This is a genomic window from Actinomadura hibisca NBRC 15177 (genome assembly GCF_001552635.1).
In the GTDB taxonomy this organism is placed as follows: domain Bacteria; phylum Actinomycetota; class Actinomycetes; order Streptosporangiales; family Streptosporangiaceae; genus Spirillospora; species Spirillospora hibisca.
The window spans coordinates 152,023-164,180 of the sequence record NZ_BCRO01000027.1 but is presented as its reverse complement, the minus strand read 5'-3'; the positions used below and the strand labels follow the sequence as shown (position 1 = coordinate 164,180).

Here is a 12,158-nt window from a genome sequence, read left to right as displayed (position 1 = left end):
ACTCGGCCATGGCGCGGGCGAGCGGCACCGTCCCCGGGCCCGGCTCGTGCCCACCCCCGGGGTCCAGAACGCTTGCAGGCGCAGCCAGGCCTAGCCGCCTGCTTGGAGAAGAGCGATCGAGTCATTGAGCGACCGGGCGATGAACGGCTCGGAAGGAAAGGCGGGGCTGCGGGCGGGGCGTGGGTGTCGGTTGGAACCGTGGGGCCAGAAGCCAAGGAAAAGGACGGTGAGGTCGAGGCCGGACCAGTACTCGATGGTCTGGCTGATCACGTCGGTGTCGTTGCCTGGCACAGCGAACCACACGGTCGTCGGCGCGCTCTGACCTGCGCGGAGGTTGTCCGCTTTGGCTTCAAGGTGTTCGATCGTCTCTTCCAGGGTCGGAAAAACCTGGAGACGGTCGGCGAATGCACTGAACGCGATGCTGCTGGACTGGCCGCAGAAGATGCGGTCCAGGTCGTGGCGGGTGGCGACGACGTCGGGTAGGCGTTCGTCGGCGATGAGCGCTTCGAGGAACGCCTCGCGCAACCAGTCGTTGGCGAACGTGCCCACGATGCCGCTGTGCACCGGACGCGCGATGTCACGCAGAAGCCGTTGTCCGGTCGGGCTGGAGAGGGCGGAGTCCGTTGGGGTGTCGGAACCGGTGCGCCTGTGGCCGGCAGTGGTGAGTCCGTGCGGCGGGTTGATCATCGTGACTCCTCGCGTTGCTCGATCACTGAGCCTCATGGAACACGAAAGCCCAGGTCAGCGACACTGATCGAAATCGCCAAGACGAAAAGTGGTCGAGCTGGGCCGGGAGGAGAGTGCAGCGTGGTCTATACGAGAACGCCTGCGGGAGCGGGTGTTCCGCAGGGACGCCACCTAACGCGGGAGGTCATGACGAGTTCTCATCACTGACGACGAGTGATCGCCGCTTTGCCCCCGAGCACGCTGACGGCGCAAGGCGTGGTGGGAAGTTCCCGTGATCTTGAAAGCCTTGTTACTCTCCGCTGTGTTCAATGACGTTCTGTTGTCACAACGTGCAGCGGAGGCGAAGATCGAAGAGACGGCCCGGCGGCTGCTGGAAGGCGTCGTCCCCGACGAACTGCTCAAATCCTACGCTCGGCTGCTGGCCGAGGACGGATGCCCGCACGAGGACGCACCCGATCTCCTCGGCGGACCGGAACCCATCGAAGCACTGACCGCCTGCGGCATGGCTCATGTCCGTCCGGACGGGCCGGCGATGCCACCGCGGCTGATCCCGGCCCCGCCGGACCTGGCCCTGCAGGGCGTCCTGTCCGAGATGGCGCGGCATCTGATCGCCGACCAGGAGCGCCTCCTCACTGGATATCGCCGTCTGTCCGAGGCGTCGCGCACGCCGCCTTCGGCCACCAGCGGATCGGCGGACCGGCTGGTCCAGGTCGTCACGGACCGGGATGAGATCAGTCGCCTGTCCTACGCCCTGATCAACGCCGCCCGGCACGACTGGCTCACGCTCGACAACTACGTCCTGGAGACACCGGTCGAGGAATCGACCGGCTTCGCGCCGCTGCCCGCCTTCGAAGGCCAGGTCCGCTGTCGCGCCATCTACGAGAACAAGTGCGCCGAGCACCCCGTGGGCGCCCGGACGATCGAGGCAGCTGTCGCCAGCGGTGAGCAGGCTCGGCTGTTGCCGCGCGTCGGCATGAAGATGAAGCTCGCCGACGAGGCGGTCGCGCTGATCCCACTGACCCCGACCGGCATGTCGGGTGCACTGCTGCTGCGGTCGCCGGTCATCGTCGCGGCGTTGCGCGAGTACTTCGAGCTGTTGTGGGAGCGGGCGGTCCCCTTCGGCGAGGAGAAGGCCGCAGGACCGTTGAACGCTCAGCAGAAGACGATCCTGCAACTGCTCGTGCGCGGCCTGGACGACGAGGGCATCGCCCGTCGCCTGAGGCTGAGCGTCACCACCGTGCGTCGGCACATCACCGCCATCCGCGAAGAACTCGGCGTGGAGACCCGCTTCGCCGCCGGAGCGGCCGCGGTGCGCCGTGGCTGGATCGACTAGAACCGAAAGGCAACCCCGGATGCCCCAGCCTCAGTATCTGGACTTCGTTCCACGGCAGCGCTTCCAATCCGCCTTGGCGCTCGCACCGGACGGCACTCTGGTGGCCTACTCCAGCAACGCCGACGGGAACTACGACCTGTGGGTATCCCCGCTCGACGGGGGTCGGCCGTGTAAGGTCGCCGGACTCGCCGGACGTTCCGTACGGCAGATCGCCTGGTCGCCCGACGCCAAGGAACTGGTGTTCACCGCCGACCGCGAGGGCGACGAGCAGTACCGGCTCTACCGCGTCGGGCTCGACGGCGGCGAGCCCGTCGACATCAGTACCGGGCCGGAGTGCCAGCGGGTGTTGGCGCCTGTGCCTTTCGACGCGACGGGTCGGTATCTGGCCTACGCCGCCAACGACCGCGACCCCGCCGTCCAAGACCTCCTCGTTCGTGACCTGGCCGATCAGGAGGAGCGGCGCATCGTTCCGCCGGACGGGGTGGTGTTCGAGCCGGCAGGGGTCTCGCCGAACGGGAAGTGGCTGCTGGCCGCAGGATTCCGGTCCAACACCGACATCGCGGCCTATCTCATCGACCTCGCCGACCCCGGCTCCATACCCGTCTGCGTCACCGAGCGCCATAGCGAGGGCGTTTTCGACCCCGGCTCCTGGAAGGCCGACTCGACCGGCTTCTACCTCCTGACAGATCTGTGGAGCGAGTTCACCGCCGCCGCCCATTACTCCTTGACCGACGATGACCTCCAGCCCGTCGCTCAGCACGACTGGGACATCGAGCTCCTGGACGTCGGTGGCGAGACCCTGGCATGGACGGTCAACCAAGCCGGACGCTCGGTGCTCCACCTGCGTCATCACGGCGTCTCCTTCGTTCATCCCGGTGTGCCGCCCGGTGTCGTCACCGCGCTGGAGATGGCGGCCGACGGCCGGACGGCGGTGATGCTGATCGACGCGGCCACCCGTCCCGCCGAGATCGCCGTTCTCGACCTGAACGGCGGATTCCGTTACCTGACGGACACCCGTCCGCCCGCCCTGCGCACCGTGACCCCTGTCGAGCCCGAAATGGTCGCCTATCCCGCATCGGGAGGCCGGGAGGTGCATGCTCTGCTGTACCGGCCCGCCACGCCCGGCCCGCACCCCGTCCTGCTCTCGATCCACGGCGGCCCCGAGGCCCAAGAACGTCCTGGTTACACGCGCTCCGGCCTCTATCAGCATCTGCTCGACCAGGGCGTGGCGATCTTCGCACCCAACATCGCCGGCTCCACCGGGTACGGCAGCGCCCACCAGAAGCTCATCTACCGCAACTGGGGCGGCATCGACCTCGACGACCTCGAACACGCGGTCCGTTACCTGGCCGAGGTGCCCGGCATCGACGTCAGCCGCATTGCGACCATGGGCGCCTCCTACGGCGGATTCGCCGCACTGTCCTGCTTGGCCAGGCTGCCAGGGCCTTGGGCGGCCGGAGTCTCCATCTGCGGCCCCACCAACCTGGTCACCCTCGCTCAGGCGTCCCCGCCCACCTGGAAGACCTTCGTGGCCACGGTCCTGGGTGACCCCGACACCGACGCGGAGAGCCTGCTGCGGCGTTCTCCGGTCACCTATGCCGACGCCATCACCGCGCCGCTGTTCGTCCTGCAAGGAGCCCGCGATCCCCGGGTGCCGCAAGCCGAATCCGACCAGCTCGTCACCCGGTTGCGCGAACGTGGCGTCGAAGTCCGCTACGACGTCTTCCCCGACGAAGGCCACGGGTTCGCCATCCGGGAGAACGAGCTGCGCGCCTACAGCGAGATCGCCCGCTTCCTCATCGAACACCTCAAGGAGCCCGCACGGTGACGTCGATGCGCGCACGGGCCGCTTCGCCGACAGCCCGCCTGGTCAAAAACCCCGCCGTCAGCCCGCTGTTCGTTGCGCGCCTGTTCTCCTCGGCAGGAGTGGGCTTCGGGCAGGTCGCCCTGCTGTGGGGCGTCAAAGGGCTGGGCTACAGCCCCGGGGCGATCTCGATCGTGCTGGCTTGCAAAGCGGCACCGGCGCTGCTCATCCTCGCCGGCGGCATCATCGGTGATCGCTTCAAGCGGCATCATGTCCTCGCGGCCGCAGAGATCCTCGCGTGCCTCACGTGGTCGGCACTGGGCATCTGCTTCCTGGTCGGTAACGCGCCGCTGCCCCTGTTGTGCGCGCTGGCGCTGCTGTCAGGGATCGCCACGGCGCTGTTCCTGCCGACCATCCGCAGCGTCATCGCCGACCTGCTGGACGACGGTGACCGGCAGACGGGCAACGCACTGATCAGCAAGGCGGACTCGGCGGGGCTTCTGATCGGCCTCTCCTCGTCCGGACTGGTGATCACGCTGGTCGGCCCTGGCTGGGCCGCAGGCGCCAAAGGACTCCTCTGCGCGATCAGCGCACTGCTGATCACCCGCCTCAGGACCGAACGGCGGCAAAGCGGCCGGTCCAGAGCGTTCGCCGACCTGCGGACCGGCTGGCGGCACTTCACCGGGCACCGCTGGGTCTGGGTGATGACCTTGCAGTTCACCGTTGTGATCATCGCGGTGGCCTGCTTTACCGAGATCATCGGTCCGCTGCATCTGTCCCGGCGCAACGGCGGAGCCGGAGCGTGGGGGATCATCGCCGCTTGCGAGGCCCTCGGCGCGCTGATCGGTGCCTTCGCCGGCGCTCGCTGGAAACCCCGGCGTCCCGTCCTGGTGGCAACGATGCTGCCGGCCTCGGCCGCGATCCCGATGGTGTTCCTGGGAGGTGGCGCACGGTGGGAACTCGTCGCAGCGGCCATGCTGATCCCCGGCATGTGCCAGGCGGTCTATTACGTCTTCTGGACGACCGAACTACAGAAGACCTTTCCAGGGGAGGCGCTCGCGCGGGTGAACAGTTGGGGCATCGTCGGCAGTTTTTCGCTGACTCCCATCGCGTTGCTGCTCGCTGGGCCCATGGTGGAGACGATCGGGACTCGGGCGGCTGCGTTCGGCGTCGGGGCCGGGGTGGTGGCTGCTACCGCGTTGGCGCTGTCGGTCGTGGCTTCCAGCCAGCCTGCGCTCAGAACAGGCGTCGAAAGCCCGGTGAAGCTTGTCGGCTCCCTCTGACCTGTCAAAGGCAGAGGGTATTCATGCGGCTGCCCATATGGCAGAGTATGGAGCGCAAACATTGTCATACAGCCTCAAAGCTTGTATGAGGCGCAGAGGGAGAGGAGCGCACATGATCCTTGCCGATCTCTGCCCTGGAGGCCGTGTTCATGGACGAAAGCCACTCTGCTCGCACTGGTGAGCGCCCTGACGAACGGACCGAACAGTTCGCGTCCGACCTGCGCGAGCAGGCCGAGAACCTGAACTACGCAACCCTTGGCCCGCACGGCCTGACGAAGCCACAGACCGTCCACGTGGTCTTGGGCAGCCTGTCGGAAGCCGCCTACGGCCTGGGCAAGACGCTCGACCAGATGGGCGAGTTCCTAGAAGAGGAACTGGAGGCCGAACGTCTGGTCAGCGGCGACGAGGACGGCCCCGAGCTGGGCGTGTCCCAGGCGCGGGACGAACTGGCCGAAGCCGTCGACCACGCCCAAGAGCTGAGCAACGCCTTGGAACGGGCGCGGCATGCGATCGGACTGCTGTCCACCCGCGAGCCTTCACCTGCCAACCCGGCCGAACGGCGAGGCCAGTCGGCCGTCGCCGACGCCACCCCCGCCGCCCTGGCCCACGCGGACGCACCCATGCCCATCGGCAAACTGCTGCCCTCGGCGGAGCCCTTATCAACACCGCCTACACGAGCACTCGGCGCGTCACGCCCTCTGAAGCCCACGCTGTAGCGGGACGGCCATGGAGGCGCTGCCGTTGGATCGCAAGATCTCCAGCCGTCCCCGCTGGCGCGGAGCAAGTAATGCTGTATCTGTCAGATACAGCTCAGCGGACCGAGCGCGGTCCGTTCATGGCGCTGTGCTCCTCATCCCGGTTGACGGGACGAGGAGCACAGCGAAGGCGCGATGCCGATGAGCGGGCAGGGCCACCGACGGCGACGGCAGAAGGGGCAGCGGCGCGACCGTAGCGTGCGGTTGTCGCTGACCGTCGACGAGCACGCGGCGATTCGCACGGCGGCGGACCGGCTCGGCATGGCGGTCAGCGCCTACGCCAGTGAGGTCGTGGTCGCCGCTGCCACCCAGGCCGAGCCGCCGCAGTGGTCGCCGTGGCGCGAGCTGATGGGCGAAGTGATCCGGGCCGCCGGACAGAGCCGCCACATTGGCGCCAACCTCGACCAGGCGGTCAAGGCTCTGCAGGCAGGCGGCCACCCCACCCGCGCGTTGGAGGAGTACGCGCGCGTCGCGGCGTACAGCACCCGCAACCTGGACGAGCTGGCCGAGCAGATCCGGAGCAGGCTCCGGTGATCGCCAAAGTACGCCGGGGAAAGCGCGTGCAAGGGCTGCTCCATTACCTGTACGGACTGGGACGCTTCAACGAGCACCACAATCCGCACATCATCGCGGGGTTCGACGCTCCCGCCGCCCTGGAGCCCAGCCTGCGCGCGGACGGCCACCGCGACTTGACTCGCCTGAGCGCACTGCTCACCCAACCCTTGGCCCTGCTAGGCGACCACAACCACCAGCGCCCGGTGTGGCACGTGCCGATTCGCGCTGCCCCTGAGGACCCGGTCCTGTCCGACGAACAGTGGGCGCAGATCGCAGCCGTGGTCATGGACCGGGCCGGCCTGGCCCCGGACGGCGATCCGGATGCGGTCCGTTGGATCGCCATCCGGCACGCCGACGACCACGTCCACCTCGTGGCAACCCTGGCCCGCCAGGACGGCGCTCGGCCCGAGGTATGGAACGACGCCTACCGTCTCCGTGCCGCCTGCCGCGCCATCGAGCAGCGGTACGGGCTGCGGTCCACGGCCTCGGCTGACCGGACCGCAGCACGTCGCCCCAAACGCGGCGAGACCGAGAAGGCCGCCCGGCACGGACACGATGAACCGCCGAGAACCAGACTGCGCCGCCACGTGCAGACCGCCGCCGCCGGAGCGCGGACCGAGGCCGAATTCTTCGCGCGCCTAGAGGACGAAGACGTCCTGGTCCACCGGCGATTCAGCCACTACGACCCCGGACAGATCACCGGCTACGCGGTCGCGCTGCCAGACGACCGGACCAAGGCGGGCCAACCAGTCTGGTTCGGCGGCGGCAAACTCGCCGCCGACCTGACCCTTCCCCGGCTTCGCCACCGCTGGTCGTCCACTGCCGGTCCGGTGTCCGGACGAGATCTGTCAGAGCGGACCATCCGCGCCTACCTGCGGACAACGGTCCGGCAAGCCACGGACCGCTCCCAGACCGCCGACTCGTTCTTCGCACAGTTGGAGCAAGCGGGTGTGCTGATCTGGCTTCGTCACAGCATTCGTGAACCTTCCCGCGTGACCGGCTACGCCGTGACCGTGCCCGACCACTACGACCCGGACGGCGGTCCGCGCTGGTACGGCGGAGCCAAGCTCGCCGCGGACCTGTCCTGGGAAGCACTGTCGCATCGCTGGCGCACCGGGCAGGTCCCGCCGGGCGAGACCGAACTGACGGCGGAGGAGCGCCGATCGATCTACGAAGACGTGGCGAAGGCCGCCGCGTTGGCCACCGCCGAGATACGCCGCCACACCGTCACCGCCCCGCACACCGCCCGGGACGCATGCTGGGCCGCCGCCGACACCCTGCGCTCAGCCGCCTACGCCACCGGCAACCGGCACCTGCACCAGGCTGCGAACGCCTACGACCGCGCCGCCCGCGCCCCCTACGGCCGGACTCCAAGACCTACTACCGCTGGACACCGGCTACGCACCGCCGCCCGCCTGCTCGCCGCCACCAGCAACAGCAAGGACACCGCCCTTCAGGTCTTCACCACCCTGGTCGTCGGCCTGATGACTCTCATCGACGCGATCGCCGACCTGAACCACACCCAGCACCGCTCTGCCCAAGAACAAGCAGCCCGCTCAGCTGCCACCCACCTGGCCCATGCATCGCCAGAACACACAATGCCGCCGTGGGTCCCTGACCAGTCAGCAGCGCCCCGACCAACCAGCCTGGCAATGGCTGATTTCCCTTACCCCTGGACTCCCCCGGTCCAGCCTGGCACGCCAGCTACCAAAGTCCGCAAGAAAAAGGGTTCCCAAAGGAAGGGTCCGACGCTATAGCCCGGCGTTACGGACAAGCCGTATACCGACGCTCGCCTACACGGCAGCCATCTTCAACGAGTGCAGCTTCCCTCTAGGGACAGCCTCCCCGGGCCTCTGTGCTTGGGTTGTTTGGTAGCAGAGTTGGTTCTGTTGACAGTGCAGGCAGGCGAGGCCCCGCGGTGGGGGCGCGGCAACTGGAGCGGACACTCCGTGCGCCGCGGCGGCTCACCCCACAGGCGTGGGGAGCACAGCCACGGCTACGCCGAGTGCAGGTTGACGGGCTTCAGTCCCGAAGCCATTTGCGCCATTGAGTCTCGTGGTCGCCGGCAAGTTTGGCTGAGTTGATGCGGCGGATCCAGTCAGGGGTGACGTACAGGGACTGGGAACCTTTGACGATTGGCGGTAGACGGGTCGGCTTGCATCCCTTGAACCGGAGGGCGCTGACGTCGCCGAGCTTGGGCCACTGCCGCTCGGGTTGCGGAACGAGGTCCGGATCTTGTCGCCGCTGGTCCCATAGTTCCACGGCTGCGACTGCGGTGGCGTGGGCGACACCGTGGGCGGTCTCCATGAGGCCGTTCATCGTGACTGAAGCGTCTTCGAGGAGGAAGGTCTTAGCCAACAGGCCGTCTCGGGCGATGGCTTCAGCATCGGTGTAGCCGGGAACGCGTGAGAGGGGACGGACGAATAGGTTGGGGTTCTTTTTGTCTTCGAAGTGGACTGTGAGGCGGCGTGCTGGAAACGCACGATTCGGCCACGGAATCAGGTGCTCTCGCGCCCAGAGAGCGAGGGCTTGGTGCCGGTGCATGCTCACCTCGAGCAGGTTCTTCTCGAGGGAGTCGTGAGGCTGAACAAGTAGTCGCCGATGAGGATACGACGCGGGGGGTCAAGTGCCTGCCACCACACGATGCCTTCGCTACTGGGGGCCAAGTCCTGCATCATCTGCGCTTGGAGGCCGGATAGCGCCATGACAACAGGTCGGATGTCATCGAGGTAGCGGGACATGGCACCTATGGTCGCGAAGTCGGAGGCGGGGACGCCTCCGGTTTTCTACAGCCGCGCGAGAAGCTCCTGCTTCTTGGCTTCGAACTCTTCGAGGGTGAGGACGCCGGCGTCGCGAAGTTCGCCGAGCTGTTTGAGGAGAGCCATGGTCTGGTCGGCGGTGTAGGCCGGCTGAGGTTGGACAGGTGTGCCAGCGAGCGCAGGCTGTACGGCCGGAGCGGGGGCAGGATAGGCGGGTGCCGGAGGCATACCTGGGGCGGCGGGCTGCATGCCGAAGGCGGGGCTGGTCTGCTCGTACCGGTGGACGTTGAGCTGCTGCTGTTCGGCGATCTGCCGTTGGTGCGCCGCGGCCCGAACATGGTGGACGGTCTGGTTGATGAGGTCGCGCACCATGACGGGATCGGGTACCGAGTCGAACACCGCGGTCTCTTGTGCGCCGTTCTGGCGGATGATGTGGACCAGGACGTTGCCGACCTTGCGGGTCTTCTGCACCAGGGTCTGGGAGATGTCGACGTCCTGGACGTTGATGAGGGGTACCTGTTCTTGGCGGGTGCCGCCGATGCCTCCCGTCTCGAAGTACAGGTAGTGAGTGGTGAGCCTGTACTTGAGGGTGAAGCGGCCGCCGGTGGCGCGGGCAGTGACGTTCTGGGTTTCGCCTTCCCAGATGGTCTGCTCGTGGCCGGAGTGAAGCGTCAACAGGGCCTCGTGGGTGGTCGTGCCGCGGGTGTGCCGGGCGTGCGGGGTGAGACTGTTGGACGCGGTTGAACATGGCTGCGTTGGCTTCGTGTCCGTGTGCGGCCACTGTCTGAGAAGTCCTGCGGTGGGGGCGGGGATCTGCTCGCGCGCTTCTTCGGCGCGTGTGGGCCAGTCGGATACTGGCTCACCCCCACGGGCGTGGAGAGCACCGCAACCCGTGGGACCTGTCGAAGGTCCGCACCGGCTAACTCTCACGGGAGTGGGGACGTCGGCATAATTCGTTCCTGCCAGCAGTGCGCCTGCCTGGGGGTCCCACAGGTGGGTGATCTCTGTGGCCCGGTCGCTGGTGATACCGGGTGTCGAGGGATCGAGGGTCTGCTGGATGGTGGTGAGCATGAGCTTGAGGAGTCGGAACTCCTCGCGAAGCGCCAGGCGCGCCTGGCGTTCGGGGCTCGTCGATGCGTGCAGCGAGAAGGCGAGGGGACGGTGATGGGTCTTGAACAGGTCGGCGATGTCGTAGACGAACGCGAGCTGGGTGCCGCTGTGGATGAAGCCGAGTGCCGGTGAGCAGCCGAGGGCGAGGATCGCGGCGTGGCCCCTCAGGACGGCGCGGTGGCCGGGGACCTGGACCGACCAGCCATGCCGACACAACAGCAACGACACCCCGGGCAGGGTGTAGTCGACTCCGAACAGCCGCTGGATCAGCATGGCGACCCGGCCCAGCGTCCACCGCTGGTCATCACCGTATCCGTGCGCGGTCCAACTCGGCCTCCAGCACCGCGAACGCCGCCGCGGCGCCAGGCCTGGCGCCACTTCTCCGCCTGCCGCAACCCCACCCGCAACTCGGTGGCGACCTGGGCGCTGGGCCGGCCCTGGGCGAACCACCGGGCGGCCTGCAACCGAACCTGTTCCCCTGTCACGATCAGCGGCGGTCATCCCACCGCCTTGGGGATATCGGGCCATGCCACCGGCATACGCCCCCACCGGCGACCCGCTCACTCACCCAACCGCCATCATCGATTAATCCTGGTCAGCCATAGCCGCCGTCCTCGCGGCAGCGCCTCGATGGCCAGCAGCGCGCACCGGACCGCTGCCGCGCACCAGGGCGAGAACTCGCGCTAATGCCGCTCATGGACACAGCGGGTGTTGACCGTCGCCTCCACCAACAACAGGGCCCGCGCGGCGTCGCTGACCATGTGATCGACCTCGATGTGCACCTCTGCGGCAGTTGGATCTCACGGTGGCCGTCGGGCAGGGGCGGCAGCGGGACGCCGCCGAATTGCAGGACGCGAAGATTGGGAGACGCCTATCAGATGCGGGCGGGCTTCGGTGCGACACAACTGAGCGCTGTTTGCGAGTCGGATGCGGCCAGGTCTGAAGGGCGGCCTATTTCGCCGGTGGGCGCAGCCTTCGGGCCTCGTCCGGGACCACGGCGGGATGGCCGTGGAGCACATGCGCAAGGATCTCCGCGCCGCGTACGACCCGGGGGCCGGGCCGGTTGAAGTAGGCGGGGCCGTCGAGGACCCACACCTGGTCGTCGCGTACGGCAGGGAGATCTGCCCAACCCGGTAGGGCGGTCAGTGCGGACTGATCGGACTCGGTCCTCTCAGGTGTGAACCCGCACGGTATGACCGCGATGACGTCGGGTTCGGAGGCACGGAGCCTCTCCCAGGTCATCGGGCTGGTGTGCTCGCCTGCTTCGGCGAGGAGAGGGAGCCCGCCCGCGATCTGGATCTGTTCGGGCACCCAGTGGCCGGCGGGCCACAATGGGTCCAGCCACTCGATCGCGGCCACCCTGGGCCGTCTTCCAGCAGGCATGGCGGCCTCCACCTTCGCCAGCCTGGCGCGCAGATCCTCGACGGTTCGGGTGGCGGCCTGCGGGGCGTCGAGTGCCTCGCCGAGACGCGAGACGCACGACAGGACGTCGGTGAGCGTGCGCGGCTCCATGCTGATCACCCGGGGTGCCGCGTCCAGGACGCGCACCGCCTGCGAGACGCCGGAGTAGGAGACGGCGCAGACATCGCACAGGTCTTGGGTGAGGACGACGTCGGGGGCGAGCTCAGCCAGCAGTTCGGTGTCCAGGCCGTACAGCGACGAGCCTCGATGAGAGGCTCCACCGACGGCGTCGGATATCTCCCTGCTGCTCATCCGGTCGGTGGGCAGCGCCGCCGATGTCACCACGGGCACGTCGGCCACCACCTCCGGCGGCCAGTCGCATTCGTGGGTGCGTCCCACCAGGTGCTCTGCCAGACCGAGTGCGGCCACGATGTCGGTTGCGGCCGGTAGCAGCGACACGATGCGCATACG

Annotated in this window: 11 protein-coding genes; 6 read left to right on the top strand and 5 right to left on the bottom strand. The window is 67.8% G+C overall.

Going from position 1 to position 12,158, the window contains the following annotated elements:
• Positions 1 to 90: 90 nt before the first annotated feature.
• Positions 91 to 687 (bottom strand): hypothetical protein, encoded by a 597-nt coding sequence (locus AH6_RS14235; RefSeq protein ID WP_067479457.1) that lies wholly within the window; start codon positions 685 to 687, stop codon positions 91 to 93.
• Between the two features lie 271 nt (positions 688 to 958).
• Between AH6_RS14235 and AH6_RS14225 the strand changes: the two genes are divergently transcribed.
• The 6 genes from AH6_RS14225 to AH6_RS14200 all read left to right on the top strand — a co-directional run bounded on the left by AH6_RS14225 (position 959) and on the right by AH6_RS14200 (position 8,174).
• The gene (locus tag AH6_RS14225; RefSeq protein ID WP_157431462.1) at positions 959 to 2,020 is read left to right on the top strand and encodes a helix-turn-helix transcriptional regulator; all 1,062 of its coding nucleotides are present in this window, start codon (positions 959 to 961) and stop codon (positions 2,018 to 2,020) included.
• A 238-nt stretch (positions 2,021 to 2,258) separates the two neighbouring features.
• Positions 2,259 to 3,848: a S9 family peptidase gene (locus tag AH6_RS14220; protein ID WP_218005814.1), complete on the top strand. Its 1,590-nt coding sequence runs from the start codon at positions 2,259 to 2,261 to the stop codon at positions 3,846 to 3,848.
• A 5-nt stretch (positions 3,849 to 3,853) separates the two neighbouring features.
• Entirely contained in the window at positions 3,854 to 5,107 is a 1,254-nt protein-coding gene (locus AH6_RS14215) for an MFS transporter (RefSeq protein ID WP_245679305.1), read from the top strand.
• Between the two features lie 119 nt (positions 5,108 to 5,226).
• The gene (locus AH6_RS14210; protein ID WP_067479447.1) at positions 5,227 to 5,823 is read left to right on the top strand and encodes a hypothetical protein; all 597 of its coding nucleotides are present in this window, start codon (positions 5,227 to 5,229) and stop codon (positions 5,821 to 5,823) included.
• Between the two features lie 180 nt (positions 5,824 to 6,003).
• Positions 6,004 to 6,396 carry a hypothetical protein gene (locus AH6_RS14205; protein ID WP_157431461.1) on the top strand — a complete coding sequence of 131 codons (393 nt, stop codon included), beginning with the start codon at positions 6,004 to 6,006 and terminating at the stop codon, positions 6,394 to 6,396.
• Positions 6,393 to 8,174, top strand: a complete 1,782-nt coding sequence (locus tag AH6_RS14200) for a relaxase/mobilization nuclease domain-containing protein (protein WP_157431460.1) — start codon at positions 6,393 to 6,395, stop codon at positions 8,172 to 8,174. The genes AH6_RS14205 and AH6_RS14200 overlap by 4 nt, the downstream gene beginning before the upstream one ends.
• 265 nt (positions 8,175 to 8,439) lie before the next feature.
• On the opposite strand, the gene AH6_RS43710 is transcribed toward AH6_RS14200, so the two are convergent.
• The 4 genes from AH6_RS43710 to AH6_RS14185 form a co-directional block, all read right to left on the bottom strand.
• Positions 8,440 to 8,967, bottom strand: coding sequence for a hypothetical protein (locus tag AH6_RS43710; protein WP_157431459.1), 528 nt, complete (start codon positions 8,965 to 8,967; stop codon positions 8,440 to 8,442).
• A gap of 236 nt (positions 8,968 to 9,203) precedes the next feature.
• A complete protein-coding gene (locus AH6_RS45310; RefSeq protein ID WP_373861775.1) occupies positions 9,204 to 10,652 on the bottom strand; it encodes a winged helix-turn-helix domain-containing protein in 1,449 nt (482 codons plus the stop codon).
• Positions 10,553 to 10,771 carry a helix-turn-helix domain-containing protein gene (locus AH6_RS47080; RefSeq protein WP_218005813.1) on the bottom strand — a complete coding sequence of 73 codons (219 nt, stop codon included), beginning with the start codon at positions 10,769 to 10,771 and terminating at the stop codon, positions 10,553 to 10,555. Before AH6_RS47080 ends, AH6_RS45310 begins: the two co-directional genes overlap by 100 nt.
• Before the next feature lie 466 nt (positions 10,772 to 11,237).
• Positions 11,238 to 12,155, bottom strand: a complete 918-nt coding sequence (locus tag AH6_RS14185; protein WP_067479437.1) for a cobalamin-binding protein — start codon at positions 12,153 to 12,155, stop codon at positions 11,238 to 11,240.
• Positions 12,156 to 12,158 lie beyond the last annotated feature (3 nt).